Below are 18844 nucleotides of genomic sequence, written 5' to 3'. Positions count from 1 at the left end.
CCGGACCACTCGGTCACGAATATGGCCGAAGTCGCCGAGCAGGGCAACCGCACTGCCTGCCACGGCGACAGTGGTGGGCCTGTCTACGCCGGAAATCGTGGCGTCGGCTTGGTGGAAGCTGCCGATATATATACCCGCGGGCCCGATGCGCCGAACGGCCAGACGTGCTACTACGTCTGGTACTACGTCTCCCTGTCCTCAGCGTTGAACGACATGCACGTCCATCTCGTTGCCCCCTAACTGGTCGATATCGTGGTGACGGCCCGCCCGGCCGTAGGCACTAGCTGCCGCGTCGGGCGAGCCGCACCCCGAACGCGATCCCGCCGATGACGAGCACGGCGCCCACGAGCTGCAGGCCCGGTGAGTCATCGGCCTCTCCGGCGACCAGGCCGGCGATGCCGATCGCGATGGCGAGAATGGCGAGAACGTATTTCATGAATCCCCTTCCAACGTGGTGGTTTCACTCCTCGACCCACTCGAGCAGGTCACCGGGCTGGCAGTCGAGCACCCGGCACATTGCCTCCAGGGTGCTGAACCGAACCGCCTTGGCACGACCGTTCTTCAGCACCGCCACGTTCGCCGGCGTCAGGCCGACCCGCTCGGAGAACTCGCCGACGCTCATCTTGCGTCTGGCGAGCTCGACGTCGATGCGCACCACGATGGGCATCAGATGACCGCTTCCATCTCGGTCCGCAGTGTGGTGGCCTGCCGCAGCAGTGCGCGCATCACCACCATCAGCAACCCCAGCACAGCCACGCCTACCACCATCAGGAACAGCAGCAGCGGCAGTCCGGGGTCATCCGCCCGGAAACCGAAATAGAGGAACACCCCCACCAGCACCACCCATGCGGCGGTGATCGCCCACACGATCGCATCCACCCAGCCCAGAGCGGCTTCACTGAAGATGCGGTCGTTCTTCACCAGGGTGAGCAGCTTCCAGGTCGCCACGATCACCACCTGGATGCACAGCACCCAGAACACCGTCACGGCGGTCAGCGGCCATCTCAGGTAGGCATCCTCCGGGGACTCCTTGGCCATGTACGCGAACTGCCCGGGCAGCGAGAAGCTCTCGAACATCACCAGGATCCCGAACAGCACCACCAGGAAGACCCGGAGCGGGGCGACCGCTCGTTGCTCAGTGATCATGCATCGACTATCGCGTATCATCTATCGATAGTCAATTGACAGCGGCACTGTAATCAGTCAGGGTCGAGGTCGTCGGCGCCGGTGTAGCTGAACGACCGGACGTCGAGGTGCCCGCGGGAGCAGTACACCCCGACCAGGCGGCCGGTGAAGCCGCCGGCGACCTCGGTCGAGAGGTAGCGCCCGTCGATGCGCCCGATCTCCTCGAAGCCGTCGGCCCGCACGATGCCCGCGACGAGTTCGTCCGGCCCCACCTCGACGCCGGTGAGCGACTGCTGCTCGCAAGGCTCGGTCCGCAGCTCCAGGACGACGTCCGGACCGGCAGTGAGCTCGCCGAGCGTGGCGCGCACCGCACCGATCCCGCGACGGCCCGGACCCGGCCGTCCGCCACCTCAAGGCTGACCGCGTGCCGTGGGTCGATCCGCAGTTCCAGCCCGCCGGCACCGTGGCCGGCGGCTATCGAGGCCTGGGCACGGATGGCGAGGTGCTCCTGGCGGCGACCGGCGAACGTGGGCGCGCCGCTCCCGGCGCTCAGCCGCCAGCCGCCGCCGTCGAGCGGCTGCAGGACGTCTTCGGGAAACCCGCCGGGCGCCACCCAGGACGGCGGCAGCCCGGGTCCGGCGAGCTGCTCGAAGAAGGTGTCCGAGGCGGCCGGCTCGATGGGCTCGGCCAGCGCCGGCCATCCGTCGTCGCTCCAGGCCATCTCCGAGGCGAAGGTCTCGCGCCCGAGCACGTGCCATTGCGGTGTGTACCCCCGGGGCCGGATGCCGAGGTAGACCATCGCCCACCGGCCGTCGGGACGCTCCACGAGGTCGGCGTGACCGGTGTTCTGGACAGGGGAATCGGTACCGCGCGCCGTGACGAGCGGGTTGCGCGGCGACGGCTCGAACGGCCCGGCCGGTGAGGGGCCGCGGGCGATCGTGACGGCATGCCCGCGCTCGGTGCCGCCCTCGGCGATCATCAGGTACCAGTACTTCCCGATGTGGTACAGGTGCGGTGCCTCCGGGAACTTGCCGCCGGTTCCCCGCCAGAGCGGGTGACATTCGCTGAGCAGCGCGCCGGTGACCGGATCCAGCACCGCCTGGACGATGCCGTCGTGCCCGGCCGTGCTGAGCGCGGACCAGGTGAGGTAGCAGGTGCCGTCGTCGTCCCAGGCGAGATCGGGGTCGATGCCCAGGGCATTGGGAACCCAGACGGGATCCGACCACGGGCCGGCCGGGTTCTCGGCCGTCACCAGGAACTGCCCCGATCGATCGGAGGTGTTCGTCGTGATCAGGTAGCAGCGGCCGTCGTGGTAGCGCAGCGTCGGGGCGTAGACGCCACCTGAGGAAGCGGCGCCGACGACTGAGAGCTGCGACGGGCGGTCGAGCACGTGGCCGAGCTGCTGCCAGCTCCGCAGGTCCGTCGAGTGGTAGAGCGGCACGCCGGGTGCGTACTCGAAACTGGAGCAGACCAGGTAGTAGTCCTCGCCCACCCGACAGAGGCTCGGGTCAGGGTGGAAGCCGGCGATGACCGGGCGAACGGGCAGCTGCACGCGCTGATCATCCCTCGCCACAAGGGCTTTCGCCGAATCAGATGGGGCTGGACACCGTCGCGGCCAGCCGCTCGGCGACGGCGGCGACGTCGACCCGGGCCTGGGTGAGGTACTTGCGCGGATCGACCAGCGAGGGATCGGTGAGAGCCTGCCGAACGGCGTTGGTGAATGCCACGTTCAGGATCGTTCCGATGTTGACCTTGACGATGCCGCTGCGCACCGCTGCCTGCAGGTCGGTGTCGGCCACCCCGGAGGAACCGTGCAGCACCAACGGAACTCCGACCGTCTCTCGGATCCTGGCGATGAGGTCGAAGTCGAGGGATGCCGTGCGCTCCGTCATCGCGTGCGAGCTGCCGACCGCGACGGCGAGTGCGTCGACCTCGGTGTCGGCGACGAACCGCGCTGCCTCGTCGGGATCGGTCCGCACCCCCGGGGTGTGCGCGCCGCCCTTGCCGCCCACCGCCCCGAGTTCGGCTTCTACGTACAGCCCGTTGGTCCGGCCCCAGCGTGCCGCGTCCCGGGTGGCGGCGACGTTGTCGGCGAAGTCCAGCTTCGAAGCGTCATACATCACCGAGCTGAACCCCGCATCCGCGGCGCGGTGCAGCAGTTGCTGGTCTTCGACGTGATCCAGGTGCAGTGACACCTCCACCCCGGCACCATCGGCGATCGCGGCGGATGCCAGCGCGATCGGGAAGACGTTGCCGTGGTGGTAGGCGACGGCGTTCTCGCTGATCTGCAGGATCACCGGCGTGCCGGCCGCCTCCGCGCCGGCGACGATGGCCTCGGCATGTTCGAGGGTGATGACATTGAACGCGGCGACGCCTCGACCGGCTTCCCGAGCGGCTTCCACGATCTGACGAGTGGGTGCTAGCGGCATATCGGTTGCCTCTCAGTGGTCTGACCCGCACACGGGGGTGCTGCCGTGCCGACAACGACCTTGACGGAAACCCCATCGAAACGCAACGATATCCAATGACCCGCAACTAAGGCAACGCGTTGCGTGGCCTGGTGATGAGGGGGTGGCATGGACTATCTGGTCGGTCTCGATGTGGGCACCACCTCGAGCAAGGCTGTGGTCATCGACGGCAGGGGCACCGAGGTGGCGCACGGCCGCGCCGCGACCCCGTGGCACGTGTCCGCGGCCGGCGTGGAGACCGATGCGCCTGCGGTGCTCGAGTCGGCCGGCCTCGCTGTGGCCGAGGCGCTGCGCAAGGCGCCCCGTGGTCCGGTCGTCGGTGTGGGCGTTGCCAGCATGGGGGAGTGCGGTGTCCTGCTCAACCGCAACGGCGACCCGATCGCCCCTGTCGTCGCCTGGCATGACACCCGGGACGAGAAGGAGGTCCGTCAGCTCAGGGAGACCTTCGGTACTGAGGGTTTCGCGCGCCGGACCGGTCTGCCGTTGCGGTCCCAGTGGAGTCTGACCAAGCACCGCTGGCTCACCGAGCATCACGCTCCGAGCGAGGACGCCGTGCGGCGCCTAGGCATCGCCGAATGGGTGGTTCGCATGTTCGGTGGTGAGGAGGTCAGCGAGGGATCGCTGGCTTCCCGGACCGGCTGGCTGGACCTGGAGGCACGCGACTGGTGGGTTGACGCGCTCGAATGGTCCCGGATGAGGAGTTCACTGCTGCCGCCACTGGTCACGGCCGGTACCGCGGTGGGCCGGGTCACGTCCGCGGCGGGCTTGGACGCCTTGACCGGCGCTGTCCTGACTGTCGCCGGGCACGATCATCAGGCCGCCGCGATCGGTGCGCACGCCGCAGGTGCCGGCGACGTGCTGGATTCCTGCGGCACGGCAGAGGCACTCATCCGGACGGTGTTGCCAGGACTGGACTCCGAAGCCGTCCTGGCGCTGACCGGCGCCGGAGTCACCGTCGGATGGCACGCGCTGCCCGATCGCTGGTGCCTGCTCGGCGCCACCCAGGGTGGCTTGGTGCTCCAGCGGATTCTGGCCACCCTCGGCAAGACCGCTTCGGACCTGGCGGATCTTGACCCGCAGGCCCTCGCGACGGATCCGGCAGGGGTGCGGATCACCGGTGAGGACCCCGTCGGCATCAGCGGCATCACCGAGGGAACGGGGCCCGCGCAGGTATGGCGCGCGGCTCTTGAGGAGGTCACTCGGCGGGCCGGCGACATCCACGCGACCATGACCGCCGTCAGCGGTGACCACAACAACTTCATCGTGACCGGCGGCTGGGCACGCAGCTCGGCCCTGCTCGAGATCAAGAGGCGAGCGTTCGGACGGTTGACCCATCCGGACGTGGGCGAGGCCGGAGCGCGCGGAGCGGCGATGCTCGCCGGCGTGGCGGCGGGCATGTACCGCGACGCCGACCACGCGCAGACACTCGCGAAGGCCTGAGTTCACAGACATCGATGCCGGCGAACAGGTTGTCAGGAGGGCGAACGGCCGTGGCCCGGAACGCGAACAAGGTGTCAGGACGGGCCAATTCCGATAGCGGCCGTAGCCCGTACTCGCCGCAACGCCAGCATGCAATTCTACGGACACTCCGGGCGTCCGGCCGGGTCGATGCGGCCGACATCGCCCGCCAGCTGAGCGTGACGAGCGAGACCGTCCGCAAGGACATCATCCAGCTCGAGCGGCAGGGACTGCTACGCCGGGTGCATGGGGGAGCGGTGCCGATCGGTGACCTGAGCTACGAACCGGCCGTGACCGCCCGGGTCGAATACGCCGAAGAGAAGGAACGCATCGCCACCGCAGCATTGGCACAGCTGCCCTCATCCGGCTCGATCCTGGTCGATGCCGGGTCCACGACGGCCCGGCTGGCCGCACTCCTGCCCGACGATCGTGAGCTCACCGTCTTCACCAATGCGCTGCCCATCGCTCTGACCTTGCTGACGCGGCCACACCTGACGGTGTTCCCGATCGGCGGCCGGCTGCGCAGCCAGACGCTGGCAACAGTCGGCAGCTGGGCAGCCCGGATGCTGGGCGACATCAACGTCGACGTCGCGTTCCTCGGTACGAACGGCATCTCCGCACAGCGTGGCCTGACCACGCCCGATCCTGAGGAGGCAGCGATCAAACGGCTCATGCTGCGATCGGCACAACGGAAGGTGCTGCTGGCTGATCACAGCAAGGTCGGGCATCTGAGCGTCTGCAAGCACGCCGACATCGCCGACATCGATCTCCTCATCACAGACACGGGATTACCTCCCGACCAACTCGCAGCCCTCCGGGCGATCGGGCTCACCGTGGAGCAAACGTGATCATCACCCTGACCCCCAACCCGAGCATCGACCGCACCCTGGAGATATCGTCACTGACTCCGGGCAGCGTCCACCGCGCCACCGCGGAGCATGAAGAGCCCAGCGGCAAAGGGGTGAACGTCAGCCGTGCCCTGACCACGAACGGCATCGCCTCACTGGCGATCCTGCCGGTCGGCGGCTCCGCGGGAACTCAGCTCGAATCGCTGCTGCGCGCCGAAGGAGTCGACTTCCACGCGATCCCGATCTCCGACGCGGTTCGAGTGAACATCTCCCTCACCGAGCCCGGTGGCCGTGCGACGAAGATCAACGCACCGGGACCGGAGCTGAGCGCCGGCGAGCTGCGGAGTCTCACCGACGCCCTGCTGGACCGGGTCGGCGAAGGCGACTGGGTGGTGGCCTCGGGAAGCCTGCCCCGCGGGGTCAGCAGCGACTACTACGCAGGAGTATGCAGGCTGGTTCACGAGGCAGGCGGGCGCTTCGCCCTCGACGCCAGCGGATTACCGTTGCGCGCAGGCCTGAACGCAGGACCCGATGTCATCAAACCGAACGTCGAAGAGCTGGAAGAAGCGGTCGGCCGTTCGATCGGAACGCTCGGCGACGCCGTTGCCGCCGCCCAGGAGCTGATCGAACGGGGTGCCCGGTCGGCGGTGGTGAGCCTGGGTCCCGACGGTGCGTTGCTGATCGGCGCGGGCCAGTTACTGCATGCTTCGGGGCACGCGGCGAACCCGCGCAGCACCATCGGTGCCGGCGACGCGCTGCTGGCCGGTTTTCTCGCGGGCGGCGGGGACGGTGAGGCGGCGCTGCACGAGGCAGTCGCATGGGGTACCGCCGCGGTGGGGATGGAAGGAAGCCACGTACCAGTCATCACCGGACAACACAGGTCACTCGTGCGCATCAGCAGTGAGCCCGTGCTTGCCTACCGGCTCCATCACGACGGCACGGCAGCGACCACCTGAGCAGGATCTCCTGCTGACGCCGTCGTCCTGAGGCGTGTCAGGCCTCGAGCAGGAGCTGATGGGTACGAATGATCTCCTGGAGATCCAGCCGGACAAGTACTTCCAGGCGTTCCGCGGCATCCTCGGACAGCACACCGAACTCCTGCTCATGTCGCAGGAAGGTGGCTGCCACCAGCATCGTCGCGGTCACGGAGTTCCGTCCGGGTTGGTGGCTCCGCAGCGCGACCACGAACGGCTCCGGGCTGCCGAAGTCCGGCGCTGTCAGGAAGGCATAGCGGTAACCGGTGACCTCGTACGGCTCGAGGTCACCCGGGATGATCTGGCGAAGGGTGGACACGTTGCGCGGATCGGTGAACAACATCGATGCGCTGACCGGGTTGCTCCTGGTTTCGGGGCTTCTGGGACTGCCGCGCAGGGCATCGGAGATGGCGTCAAGCTCGTCGACGGTCAGGTCTTCGGGAAGTCCCTTCTCGGCGAGCAGGGCCCAGATCGGCTCGGATTCCGAGACCGCGCGTAGAACGTCTTCGCACACGCGTCCCTGCACTCCGATGTCCCGGCGGCGCAGCAACTCCAGATCCTCGGGAGCGAGTGCCTCCCCGGCGAGCCGCATGGCTGCCTTGCGGATCAATCCGCCGTCGTTGTAACGGCTCAAGCGCACCCGGAGTTCTTGGGTGTCCTCGGAGCCTTGGCCCGGGATCGTCATGACGTCGTCCCGCCTGGGTGAGCAATGACCTGGGTGAGCAATGACCTGGGTGAGCAATGACCGGCGCCTCCAGCCTACCCGCCCAGCAGTGCCGGTCCTCGTGCCGGCGTGTGTCAGCGACCCACGGTGAGAGGGCATATTGGTTGCTATGCAGAACACGCCGATCGCGGGACCGAATTGGGCGACGTTGCCGTCGCATCGTGAGTGGCTGGCTGAGGAATGTGGCCGGCTGCTGAACTTCGCCGTCGCGTCGGTGCACCCCGATGGGGGTTTCGCCTGGCTGGATGACAATGGTGTCGCGTTGCTCGATCACCCTGTTCAGACCTATATCACCAGCCGGATGACTCACGTGTTCTCGCTCGGCCACCTGCTGGGCGTGCCGGGCATGGGCCGGCTTGCCGACCACGGGGTAGCGGCGCTGTCAGGTCGCCTGCGCGACGCCGAGCACGGCGGATGGTTCACCGCCGTGGGGCCTGATGGCCCTACGGCAGGGGAGAAGCGGGCCTATGAGCATTCCTTCGTCGTCCTCGCCGCCTCCAGCGCGGCGGCTGCCGGCCGCGACGGCGCCGAGCAGTTGCTCAGCGACGCCTTGGCCATAGTCGAGAGCCGTTTCTGGTCCGAGGAGGACGGGCTGCTCGCGGACGAGTGGGACCAGGAATTCCGAACGCTCGACCCCTATCGCGGGGTTAACGCCAATATGCACGCCGTCGAAGCCTGTCTCGCCGCGGCGGACGTCACCGGCCTGCCGGTGTGGCGGGAGCGGGCGCTGCGCATCGTGGAGCGCGTGGTGCACGGTTTCGCGCGCGCGAACGACTGGAGCCTGCCGGAACACTTCGATTCCGCATGGCAGGCAGTGCCGGAGTACAACAGCTCCGATCGCGCCCACCAGTTCCGTCCGTACGGGGTGACCATCGGACATCTGATGGAGTGGGCGCGGCTGGCGCTGCACCTGCGCGCCGCACTGGGAGCGGACGCCCCCGAGTGGTTGCTGGCCGACGCCGAGTCGCTGTTCGGAGCAGGGGTGCGACTTGGCTGGTCGGTCGACGGGGCCGAGGGATTCGTCTATACGGTCGACTGGGACGGAACCCCCGTGGTGCGGGACCGGTTGCACTGGGTGCTCACCGAGGCCCTCGGCGCGGCGGCGGCCCTCGGGTCGGTCACCGGCGACCCGCAGTACGAGCACTGGTACCGCCTCTGGTGGGACCACGCGGCCGCGCTCTTCATCGACCCGATCGGCGGGTCGTGGCGACACGAACTCGACCCTCAGAACCGGCCGGCTGGCACGGTCTGGAGCGGAAAACCCGATGTGTATCACGCCTTGCAGGCCACGATCGTCCCGGTGCTGCCGCTGGCACCCACGTTCGCGACCGCGCTGGCCCGCAGGCATGGCTGAGACAGGACGTGGGCGCCCCGTTCGGCCGGCGGTGAAGGTTCCTACCGTGAGCGCACCGCACCGGCCTCCCGTGATTCTGGTGACCGGGCCTCCGGCAACCGGCAAGAGCACCCTGGCGGCCGCGCTGGCCCGGAGGCTGACCGGCGCGCTGATCGACCAGGACGTGGCCACCGGCGCACTCGTCGATGTGATCGGCTCACTTCTCGACGTCCACGACCTCGACGACCCGCGGCTTGCCGCACTCACCCGCGACGCGCGGTACGAGACGATCCTGCAGCTGGCCGAGGACAACCTGCGCTGTGGCGTCGCGGTTGTGCTCGTGGCCCCGTTCACGGCCGAGCGACGCGATCTCGCCGCGTGGCACGACCTGCAACGCCGACTCGACACAGCCGGCGGAGTTCCGACTCTGGTCTGGTTGCAACTCCAGCCGGGGGAGATCCTCGCGCGGATGCGAGCGCGGGCGGCACGTCGCGACGTCGACAAGCTTCGTAACGAGGCGAGCCTGCTCGCCCGACTGGACCTTGATCCGCCGGCAGGGCCGCACCTTCGGCTGGATGCCGCGGCTCCGGCCGGCGACTTGGTCGAGCTGGTGGCGGCCCGACTCCAGGTCTAGCGCGCTGGTTTGCCATCGATGGCACAGCCATGTCATAGTGAATTCGTGACCTGCTTTGCCATCGATGGCAAAGCCCGAGCTCGCGATCGATCGATTGCCGAAAGGCCAATGTCCCATGGCAAATCCCGCACCGCAGTGCACCGGGCGGCTCGAGAGCCGCGTGCCGGCCACCGCACCGCATCGGCCGGTGCGAGCTGTAGAAGGCGCCCTGGTGAGCCGGTGAACGGCAGGACCATCCTGCGGGATGTCGCCGACGCGGCCGGCGTGAGCCTGCGCACCGCGTCCCGGGTGCTCAACGACGATCACCGAGTGGCAGCCGCCACCAGGCTGCGCGTGCAGCAGGCGATGCGCGAACTCCGGTTCCAACCGGATGAGATGGCGCGTTCACTGCGTGCCGGCACCGACGCCACGATCGGCCTCATCGTCGAGTCCATCGCCGACCCGTTCTTCTCGGCCCTGACCGAAGCGGTCGAGGCGGCCGTCGCTGTCGACGGCAAGTCGGTCCTGGTCGCCAGCACGCATCGCGACAGCGCCGCGGAGCGCCGCATCGTCGACCGGATGCTGCAGCGGCGGGTCGGTGGCCTGCTGATCTCGCCGACCGGTGACGACCACAGCTGGCTCGCGAACACCTCCGCTCCCGTCGTGTTCGTCGACCGGGCCGCCTACGGCCTGGAGGCCGACCTGGTCGGGATCGATGACCACCGGGCCGCTGTCGAAGCGGTCAACCATCTGATAGCGCACGGCCACCGCCGGATCGCCTACGTCGGGGACACCCCGGAGATCACGACATCCGCGGCACGCCTGGCCGGCTACCGCGACGCCCTGACCAGTTCTGGCCTGCGGGTGAGTGAGGAGCTGATCCGCTCGGACTGCGCCGCCGCACCAGCCGCCGGGGCGGCAACAGCAGCGTTGCTCGACCGCGATGACCCTCCCACCGCGATCTTCAGCGCCGGTACCCGTTGCTCGCTGGGCGTCGTGCCCACCCTGCACGCGCACGGCCGTGCCGACATCGCGCTCGTCGGATTCGGCGACTTCGCGATGGCCGACACGCTGCGACCCGCCATCACCGTGATCGACCACTCCGCACACGAGGTCGGTCGCGCCGCGGCGGCTCGACTCATCGCCCGGATCGCTGATCCAGAACTTAGGGTCGAGCACCTCCAGATACCAGTACGGCTGATCGAACGGGGTTCCGGAGAGCAACGCCCATGACATCGTTTTCCGAGGTCTTCATCGGCCTCGACCTGGGTACCACGACCTCCAAGGCGCTCGTGCGCACCGGCGATCACCGAGACATCGGAATCGTCGAGGCACCGACCCCGTGGCACAAGTACCCCGACGGGCGCACCGAAACGAGCGCCGAGATCCTGCTGAACCTTGCGAGGCAGCTGATCTCCCGGGCGATCTCCACCGCGGAGTCAGCCCTCGGACCGGTTCGTGCTCGTGGCATCGCGGTCGCGGGCCTCGCCGAGAGTGGCGTGCTGCTGGACGCCGCCGGACGCCCGGCGGCTCCCGTCCTGGCATGGTTCGACCCCCGTGGTCACCAGCAGGTCGACCGGCTGAGCGCGGCTGACCCTGGATTCGCCGGGTTGTTCGCTGCCAAGACCGGGCTGCCGTGGGACTGCCAGGCCAGCATCGCGAAGCTGATGTGGTTACAGGACAACGGCTGGCTCATCGGGCCGGGCGCGCGATGGCTCAGCGTTCCCGAGTGGATCGTCCACGAGCTCGGTGGCGACCAGGTCCGCGAGCCGTCGCTGGCGTCCCGGACCGGCTTGATCGATCAGAACACCAGCGACGGATGGCTGGACGGGTTCACCGCCGCGGGGCTGCCCGCCGGGCTGCTGCCGCCCGAACTCGCCGCCGGACACTGCGCCGGCCGGCTCTCCGCCGACCTGGCACCCACCGGCAGCGCCCGGGCCGTACTGACCGTGGCCGGCCACGATCATCCCGTCGCGGCGCTCGGTGGCGGCGCTGTCGGACCTGACGAGCTGTTCAATTCCAGCGGCACCGCCGACGTGGTGGCCCGCTCGATTCCTGGGCGCCTGGACGACCGGCAGCGCCGGGCCGTGGTCGGCTCCGGATGGTCAGCCGGCAGCCACATCCTGCCCGACACGACGCTGATCCTCGCCGGCGTACGGGGCGGCCTGCTCTTACGGCGCGTCCTGACGTCGCTCGGAGCCGACTCGCCCGAGGGCCGTGCGGCCCTTGACCGGGCCAGTCTCGCAGTCGATGCCCTGCCGCCCGGATTGGAGGTTTCCGGCGCGGGTCCGACCGGCAATGACGTCGTCATACGGCTCGGCGACGATGCCACTCCCGCGACGATCTGGGCCGCCGCCACCCGGTACACCGCCGCGGAGATCAGGACGCTACTGGCCAACATCGAACGAGTGGTCGGTCCTCATCGGCGAGGGGTGGCATCCGGCGGCTGGACGCGGATGAGCAGCGTCCGGGCCGCGAAGGCCTCGGCGATCGACCATCTGAGCTTCTCACCCGTTACCCAGCCGGGCGTCACAGGCGCTGCCCTGCTGGCCATGTACGCCGTCTCGGACGGCTCAACCGCGCTCGCCGACTTCGTCGTCCAGGCCTGCCGCGACACCGACCCCATCACAGTTCACCGTTAAGGAAGTACGTGAGATGACAGCACCAACCACCAAGCCCATCAAGACACTCGATGACATCGCCGCGGACAACGGCGTGTTCTCCATCATCGCGATGGACCAGCGAAACACGCTGCGCCGGATGTTCACGGCCGCCGGCCTCGACGCCAGTGACCAGGACCTGCGCACCGCGAAGGCCGATGTTGCCCGCGTGCTCACCCCCGGTGCCAGTGGCATTCTCTTCGACCCCACCTACGGCGTCCCGGCGGTCATGGAGGCCGGTGCGCTCGCACCGAACTGCGGCTTGCTGGTCGCGGCAGAGCCCTCCGAGCGTGCCACGTTCGAAGGCGAGCCGCGGGGCCACCGCGATCCGGCCCTGAACGCTCGATGGGTTCTCGACCAGGGTGGCGACGCGGTGAAGTTCTTCGTGCAGCTCCGGGCCGATCGACCCGCCCCTGCCGCCGGCGCCCCGGACCTGGTGGCCGAGGTGCTCGAGGTCTGCCGCGACGTCATCGCCGACTGCCGCGCCGAAGGTGTTCCGTCGGTGATCGAGAACCTGGTGTACCCGTTGCCCGGCGAAGAGCTGCGCGGCAAGGCTCGCGAGAACGCGATCATCGAGTCTGCGCGGGCGCTGAACGAGCTCGACATCGATCTGCTCAAGCTGGAGTATCCGGGTTCGCCGGAAGGGTGCCGGCGCCTTGCATCGGTCCTGGACCGGCCCTGGGCCGTGCTGTCGGCCGGCGTGCCGTTCGAGGAGTTCAGCGAGGTACTGAAGGTTGCCTTCGACGAGGGTGGCGCCTCCGGCTTCATCGCCGGCCGCTCAGTATGGCGGGAAGTCCTACCGCTCACCGGCGAGGCACGCCAGCACTTTCTCGAGACCGTCGCACGGCCTCGCCTCGATGCGCTGGTGGGCGTAGCCGCCGAGCGGGCCGTGCCGTGGCGGAAGGCTCGTCCGAGCGCGGCATGACACCGGTGACATACCGGTTGAAGTAGCGCGTATGACACCGGTGACAGATACGGGGCTCACGGCAGCATGACACCGGTGACAGGATGCGGCTGAAAATGTTACCTGACACCGGTGACAGCGCCGCAACGATGTGATTTAGTGCTTGTGACACACGTCTGGACCAGCAGGGAATCCCGCGCCAACAGCGGCCGGCTCCGTTCCCGCGCCGAGGCAGGATCCATGATCCCGCGTCTCAAAGCTCCTCCCTGGGTGACCTTCCTGCCGCACCCATTCACACCGCACTCCGTCCATCGGCTTCTTCGGCCACCCTTGAAAGCCGCGAAAGGAAGATTCGATGAAGGCCGTCGTGTACGACGCTCCGCGCAGTTACGACATCAAAGAGATTCCGACACCGACCGCCGGACCCGGACAAGTGCGGATCAAGGTTGACCAGGTCGGCGTCTGCGGGACAGATCTGCATATCCACCATGGTGATTTCAACGCGGTCTTCCCGCTGATCCCCGGCCACGAACTCGTCGGTGTGGTGGATGAACTGGGTGAGGGCGTGACGCGCTTCAAGCTGGGTGAGCAGGTCACGGTCAACCCCAATGTCTACTGCGGTTACTGCGACTACTGCCTGTCCGGTCGCTTGATCCTGTGTGCCAACGCCAAGGGCTTGGGCAGCAACTATCCAGGCTTCTTCGCTGAGTACGTGACGGTCTCGGAGTTGCTCGTCTTCAACGTGGACGGGCTTGACCGTGACACCGCCGTCTTCACCGAACCTGCGGCCTGTGCGATGCACGGACTTGAGACGCTCGCCCCCCGCCCCGGTTGCAAGGCACTGGTCTTCGGCGCGGGACCCACCGGCTTGTTGCTGGCCCAGCTGATCGCCACCGGCGGCGCGGCGTCGGTGACCGTCGCCGGCCCGACCCAGTACAAGCTGGACCGCGCCGCGGCGTTGGGCCTGGAGCACCAGGTCCGGATCGACCGCGACGATCCTGACGGCACGCTGGCCAAGCTGCGCGAAGCATCCGGAGGCGACGGTTACGACGTCGTAGTGGAAGCCACCGGCTCCACCGTCATCGGCGAGGTCTGCGTTCCGCTCACTCGCAACGGTGGCACCGTGCTGGTGTACGGGGTGACCCGCGCGGACGAAGTCGTGAAGTTCCATCCGTTCGACGTCTTCCGCCGTGAGATCACCATCAAGGGGTCGTTCGCCGAGATGACCTCGTTCGGTGCCGCGATAGCCGCTCTGCGAAACGGGCGCGCGAAGACCGACGGCATCATCACACACCGTTTCGGCTTGGACGACTACGGAAAAGCACTGGACGCGGTGGCGTCCGACCCGTCGGCGCACAAGGTAGTCATCGAGGCCTGAGGACACCGTGGCCACGATGAATACCCGTCAGTCAGCGGGGTGATCCGGTGACCTCGAGGGCAGCCGCGCGGCCCGCGATGCTGGGCATCGACCTCGGCACCAGTTCGGTCAAGGTAGTGCTGACCGACCTCGAGGGAGCCGTGATAGGCCAGGCCGCCGGAGAATACCTCGTTGTCAATGAGCGCCCCGGCTGGGCGGAGACCGACCCTGCCGACTGGTTGGCGGCGACCGTGTCGACCGTGCGTCAGTGCGTCGACGAGGCCGGCGCCGATCCGCGGGCGATCGGACTGTCGGGGCAGATGCATGGCGTCGTGCCGGCAGATGCCGCGGGGCGGCCCGTCCGGCGCGCCATGCTGTGGTCCGACTCGCGAGCCGTACGGGAGCTGGCCACCTACCAGAATCTGCCGGACAAAGCGCGGGCACGCCTGGCAAATCCCCTCACGCCCGGAATGGCCGGCCCGATGCTCGCGTGGTTGGCCACCCACGAACCCGCCACCTGCACCGATATGCGGTGGGCCCTGCAGCCCAAGGACTGGCTTCGAGCGCAACTGACCAGCTCCTTCGCGACCGAGCCCAGTGACGCCTCCGCCACGCTGTTGTACGACATCCAGGGTGACGACTGGGACGCCGAGGTCGTCGAATCCCTCGGCCTGGACGCCGCGATCCTTCCCGGTGTACTGCCTGATGGGGGCCAACGTGCTGGAGAACTGACTTCCCAGGCAGCCGAACTGCTCGGGCTGCGCGCAGGCATCCCGGTCGCCGCCGGCGCCGCCGACACCGCGGCCGCCGCCCTCGGATCGGGGCTGGTGCAGCCGGGCACAGCACAGCTGACGATAGGGACCGGAGCGCAGGTCGTCACGCCCCTCACGGTCCTGCCCCTCGAATTGTCGAGCACCGAGCCCGTGACCCACCTGTACCGTGCCGCGACGGAACACGGCTGGTACGCGATGGCCGCCGTGCTCAACGGCGGTCTGGCCCTGGCATGGGTGCGGCAGGTTCTCGGCATGTCCTGGCAGGAGCTCTACGATTCGGCCGCCGGTGAGCCGGCGGCGGACGACCCGTACTTCCTGCCGCATCTCAACGGTGAACGCACCCCGTACATGGACCCGGGCCTGCGGGGAGCATGGACGAATCTGGCGCCGCGGCACGACCGGCAGCGACTGGCTCGGGCCGCGCTGGAGGGTGTCGCGTTCGCGATTCGCGATGCGGTCGGCTGCGTCCTCGATCCGGCAGGCGGCGTCGATCACCTCCGCCTTGCCGGTGGTGGCAGCAAGCACCCTGCCTGGCAGCGGTTGCTCGCCGATGTCCTGGACCGCTCGCTGCATCCGGTCGATGTTGCCGCGGCATCCGGGCGGGGGGCCGCCGCGCTCGGTGCCAAGGCGGCCGGGCTCCTGGATGAACCTGCGCTGCTCGAGCAGCTGACCCCGGTGACGAGCATGACCGAACAACCCGCAGCAGGCCGTGCCGAGCACTATCTGCAGCGCCACCAAGGTTTCGTCCGGAAACTCCAGGCGCTGCGCGCCACCGACCCTGACGCCGACCCCGACTCCGGGCATCCCGGCGGCGCGGCTGATCACAGGCTGGTCCGGCCGGTGGGGACTTCGCAGTGACCTGTCAGGTGGAGCCGGCTCGGAGTCGGGTGCTCGGAACCTGGCACTCGTTCGCGACTGGGTCCTCGGGTGCGTTGCCCGATGGCCGAAGGCAAGTGACCGATCAGGTGATCCTGACGGCAGAGACCGAGGGGCGTTGGCCCCCCGCGTAGTGAGGTGGTGGTAAGACCGTGGCGACACCGATTCTCGAAGCCCGGGGAATCTCCCGAAGCTTCGGACATGTACGCGCTTTGCACAATGCCGACTTCGACATCATGCCGGGGGAGGTGGTGGCACTCATCGGCGACAACGGGGCCGGGAAGTCGACGATGGTCAAGGCGTTGACCGGGAACCTCGAACTCGACGCCGGGCAGTTGTTCTTCGACGGTGAACAGGTCACTATCACCAGCCCGCAGCAGGCAACCCACCTGGGCATGGAGGTCGTCTATCAGGACCTGGCGCTGGCACCGCATCTGAATCCCTTCCAGAACATGTTCCTGGGCCGTGAGATCCCGCGCCGGGGCATTCTCGGAAAGTTGGGGTTCATGGACGACAAGGCCATGAAGGCCAAGGCTAAGGCGGGCTTTGACGACCTGGGCGGCACAGTCCGGTCGATGACGGCGCCCGTTGGCTCGATGTCGGGTGGGCAGCGCCAGCAGATCGCCATCGTGCGAGCGATCGCGTGGGCGGGCAAGGTCGTCTTCCTCGACGAGCCCACCGCCGCGCTCGGGGTGGTGCAGACCAAGAACGTGCTGGACACCATCAAGCGTGTCCGCGACCGGGGCATCGCCGTCGTGCTCATATCGCACTCGATGCCGCATGTGCTCGAGGTCGCCGACCGGATCCAGGTCATGCGGCTGGGCACCCGGGTAGCCACGCTGCCCGCGGCCGGCACCACCGTCGAACAACTCGTCGGCGCCATGACCGGTGCGCTGGAGTTTGCGGGAAAGGCAAAGTCATGAGTGTTATCACCACGCCTGCCGAGCAGGGCGAGGTCGCCGTCGTCGACCCGAGCGAGCAGCATCCCTCTATAGTCAAAAGGGTTCTCAGCCTCCAGTCGGTGTGGATCCTCGGCGTCCTGCTGGTCATCGTGGCCTTCTTCTCGATCGCCGCGGGCAGCAAGTTCCTCTCCACCAGCAACTTCTCGCTGATCTCGCAGAACGTCGCCGTCTGGGCGGTGCTGGGCGTCGGGATGACCTTCATCATCATCACCTCTGGCATCGACCTGTCCATCGGATCGGTGCTGGTGTTCTCCTCGGTGATTGCCGCCAAGGTGATGGAGCGGGTCGGCGGTGACGGGTGGGCAGTGGCAATTCTCGGGATTCTCACGGCGGTGATCTCGGGCACCGCGTGGGGAACGCTGAACGGCGTCCTGGTGGCCAAGTCCAAGATCCCGCCGCTGATCGTGACGTTGGGCGCCCTGTCGGTGGCGCTCGGCCTGGCACAGGTGATCACCTCGGGTATCGACATCCGCGCGGTTCCCATGGCGATGACCGACTTCAGCACCTACATCAAGGTGCTGGGCATCCCGTCGCTGCCGTTCGTCGCGCTGATCGTGGTGATCCTGGGCGCGATCATCCTGCACAAGACCAAGTTCGGGCGATACACCTACGCCATCGGATCGAATGAAGAGGCCGCACGCCGGGTCGGGATCAAGGTCGACCGGCACCTGATCATGATCTACGGCATGTCCGGGCTGCTGTCCGGCTTCGCCGCGTGCCTGGCGCTGGCCCAGTTCGGGACCACCACGATCGCCGGCCAGTCCTTGACGAATCTCAATGTCATCGCCGCGGTGGTGATCGGCGGCACCTCCATCTTCGGCGGTGAAGGCTCCATCTTCGGCACCGTCGTCGGACTGTTCATCCCGGCGGTGTTGCAGGCCGGCTTCGTCATCATCGGCGTCGAGGCGTTCTGGCAGGGCGTCGCCGTCGGCACGGTGCTGGTGGCGGCCGTGTACGTCGACCAGTCCCGTCGCAAGGCGGCACTACGCGGCGCCGGACGGAAGAACCCGATCCTCGCCCTGTTAACCCGGACCAAGTAGAAGGAGCAGCTGTGACCTCATCCAGAATCCCCAAGATCGCCACCGGCCTGGCGTGCCTGTTGGTGCCGCTGGCCGCCTGCACGAACTCCAAGCCTGCCGCTACCGTCACGGTCACGGCCGCCGCGCCCGGCGGCTCGACCTCCGCCTCGGCCTTGGCCGGCGCCGCGGCGGCGACGGCAAGCTCGGTGGCCGCCCCGGCCAAGGCCAGCAAGGACTACAAGCTGAGCTTCGTCCAGGGCGTCGCCGGTGACGAGTTCTACATCTCCATGCAATGCGGCATCCAAGCCGAGGCAGCCAAGCTCGGGGTGTCGGTCAGGACCCAGGGCCCGCAGAAGTTCGACCCCACCCTGCAGAGGCCGATCGTCGACTCCGTGGTCTCCTCCAAGCCAGACGCGATCCTGATCGCGCCCACCGATGTCAGCGCGATGCAGTCACCCTTGCAGGCGGCAGCGCAGGCAGGCATCAACGTGGTGCTGGTGGATACCACGGTGAAGGACCCGTCGTTCGCCACCTCGCAGATCGCCTCGGACAACATCGGCGGCGGTAAGGCGGCGTTCGACGCGATCAAGCAACTGGCTCCGCAAGGCGGCAAGGTGCTGATCATGTCGGTCGATCCGGGCATCTCCACCACCGACGCGCGCGCGAAGGGATTCGAGGACGCGGTCAAGGCTGACTCCAAGTACCAGTACCTCGGCATCCAGTACTCGCACAATGACCCTGCCACCGCGT

General features: G+C 68.0%; 19 protein-coding genes and 1 pseudogene. 14 read left to right on the top strand and 6 right to left on the bottom strand.

Features of this window, described 5'->3' with window-relative positions; translation table 11 throughout:
- The coding region (locus tag VF542_RS14520; protein WP_408652417.1) for a trypsin-like serine protease at positions 1-240 on the top strand (240 nt) is incomplete at its 5' end.
- A gap of 40 nt (positions 241-280) precedes the next feature.
- Here VF542_RS14520 and VF542_RS14515 read toward each other — a convergent pair.
- The 5 genes and pseudogenes from VF542_RS14515 to VF542_RS14495 all read right to left on the bottom strand — a co-directional run bounded on the left by VF542_RS14515 (position 281) and on the right by VF542_RS14495 (position 3554).
- Entirely contained in the window at positions 281-436 is a 156-nt protein-coding gene (locus VF542_RS14515; protein WP_408652416.1) for a hypothetical protein, read from the bottom strand.
- A 24-nt stretch (positions 437-460) separates the two neighbouring features.
- Positions 461-667: a helix-turn-helix domain-containing protein gene (locus VF542_RS14510; RefSeq protein WP_408652415.1), complete on the bottom strand. Its 207-nt coding sequence runs from the start codon at positions 665-667 to the stop codon at positions 461-463.
- Positions 667-1146: a DUF2975 domain-containing protein gene (locus VF542_RS14505; RefSeq protein WP_408652414.1), complete on the bottom strand. Its 480-nt coding sequence runs from the start codon at positions 1144-1146 to the stop codon at positions 667-669. Before VF542_RS14505 ends, VF542_RS14510 begins: the two co-directional genes overlap by 1 nt.
- Before the next feature lie 53 nt (positions 1147-1199).
- Positions 1200-2677, bottom strand: a pseudogene (locus tag VF542_RS14500) (family 43 glycosylhydrolase).
- A gap of 37 nt (positions 2678-2714) precedes the next feature.
- Positions 2715-3554 carry a class II fructose-bisphosphate aldolase gene (locus VF542_RS14495; RefSeq protein WP_408652413.1) on the bottom strand — a complete coding sequence of 280 codons (840 nt, stop codon included), beginning with the start codon at positions 3552-3554 and terminating at the stop codon, positions 2715-2717.
- Between the two features lie 147 nt (positions 3555-3701).
- Between VF542_RS14495 and VF542_RS14490 the strand changes: the two genes are divergently transcribed.
- From VF542_RS14490 to pfkB, 3 genes are all read left to right on the top strand, one after another.
- A complete protein-coding gene (locus VF542_RS14490) occupies positions 3702-5033 on the top strand; it encodes an FGGY-family carbohydrate kinase (RefSeq protein ID WP_408652412.1) in 1332 nt (443 codons plus the stop codon).
- A 71-nt stretch (positions 5034-5104) separates the two neighbouring features.
- Positions 5105-5899 carry a DeoR/GlpR family DNA-binding transcription regulator gene (locus VF542_RS14485; RefSeq protein WP_408652418.1) on the top strand — a complete coding sequence of 265 codons (795 nt, stop codon included), beginning with the start codon at positions 5105-5107 and terminating at the stop codon, positions 5897-5899.
- The gene (gene pfkB, locus VF542_RS14480; protein ID WP_408652411.1) at positions 5896-6855 is read left to right on the top strand and encodes a 1-phosphofructokinase; all 960 of its coding nucleotides are present in this window, start codon (positions 5896-5898) and stop codon (positions 6853-6855) included. Before VF542_RS14485 ends, pfkB begins: the two co-directional genes overlap by 4 nt.
- A gap of 37 nt (positions 6856-6892) precedes the next feature.
- Here the strand turns inward: pfkB and VF542_RS14475 are convergent, their stop codons facing one another.
- Positions 6893-7558 carry a hypothetical protein gene (locus VF542_RS14475; protein WP_408652410.1) on the bottom strand — a complete coding sequence of 222 codons (666 nt, stop codon included), beginning with the start codon at positions 7556-7558 and terminating at the stop codon, positions 6893-6895.
- Between the two features lie 148 nt (positions 7559-7706).
- On the opposite strand from VF542_RS14475, the gene VF542_RS14470 reads away from it, so the two are divergent.
- From VF542_RS14470 to VF542_RS14425, 10 genes are all read left to right on the top strand, one after another.
- On the top strand, positions 7707-8951 hold the full coding sequence (locus VF542_RS14470) for an AGE family epimerase/isomerase (RefSeq protein ID WP_408652409.1): 1245 nt from the start codon (positions 7707-7709) through the stop codon (positions 8949-8951).
- A gap of 46 nt (positions 8952-8997) precedes the next feature.
- A complete protein-coding gene (locus VF542_RS14465) occupies positions 8998-9564 on the top strand; it encodes an AAA family ATPase (protein WP_408652408.1) in 567 nt (188 codons plus the stop codon).
- A 219-nt stretch (positions 9565-9783) separates the two neighbouring features.
- Complete coding sequence (locus VF542_RS14460; protein ID WP_408652407.1) at positions 9784-10776, top strand: LacI family DNA-binding transcriptional regulator; 993 nt, start codon at positions 9784-9786, stop codon at positions 10774-10776.
- Positions 10773-12185, top strand: coding sequence for an FGGY-family carbohydrate kinase (locus tag VF542_RS14455; RefSeq protein WP_408652406.1), 1413 nt, complete (start codon positions 10773-10775; stop codon positions 12183-12185). The genes VF542_RS14460 and VF542_RS14455 overlap by 4 nt, the downstream gene beginning before the upstream one ends.
- A 13-nt stretch (positions 12186-12198) precedes the next feature.
- Positions 12199-13128, top strand: a complete 930-nt coding sequence (locus tag VF542_RS14450) for a hypothetical protein (protein WP_408652405.1) — start codon at positions 12199-12201, stop codon at positions 13126-13128.
- Between the two features lie 334 nt (positions 13129-13462).
- Entirely contained in the window at positions 13463-14485 is a 1023-nt protein-coding gene (locus tag VF542_RS14445; RefSeq protein ID WP_408652404.1) for a zinc-dependent alcohol dehydrogenase family protein, read from the top strand.
- 77 nt (positions 14486-14562) lie between these two features.
- The gene (locus VF542_RS14440; protein ID WP_408652403.1) at positions 14563-16095 is read left to right on the top strand and encodes a xylulokinase; all 1533 of its coding nucleotides are present in this window, start codon (positions 14563-14565) and stop codon (positions 16093-16095) included.
- A 170-nt stretch (positions 16096-16265) separates the two neighbouring features.
- Positions 16266-17036: an ATP-binding cassette domain-containing protein gene (locus VF542_RS14435; protein WP_408652402.1), complete on the top strand. Its 771-nt coding sequence runs from the start codon at positions 16266-16268 to the stop codon at positions 17034-17036.
- On the top strand, positions 17033-18115 hold the full coding sequence (locus VF542_RS14430) for an ABC transporter permease (protein ID WP_408652401.1): 1083 nt from the start codon (positions 17033-17035) through the stop codon (positions 18113-18115). The genes VF542_RS14435 and VF542_RS14430 overlap by 4 nt, the downstream gene beginning before the upstream one ends.
- Before the next feature lie 11 nt (positions 18116-18126).
- Positions 18127-18844: substrate-binding domain-containing protein (locus VF542_RS14425; protein ID WP_408652400.1), on the top strand; the 718-nt coding region annotated here is incomplete at its 3' end.

This window comes from Jatrophihabitans sp. (assembly GCF_036389215.1).
Taxonomy (GTDB): domain Bacteria; phylum Actinomycetota; class Actinomycetes; order Mycobacteriales; family Jatrophihabitantaceae; genus Jatrophihabitans_A.
Note: the sequence above shows the minus strand (reverse complement) of the source record. Positions and strands in the feature narration are given on the sequence as shown.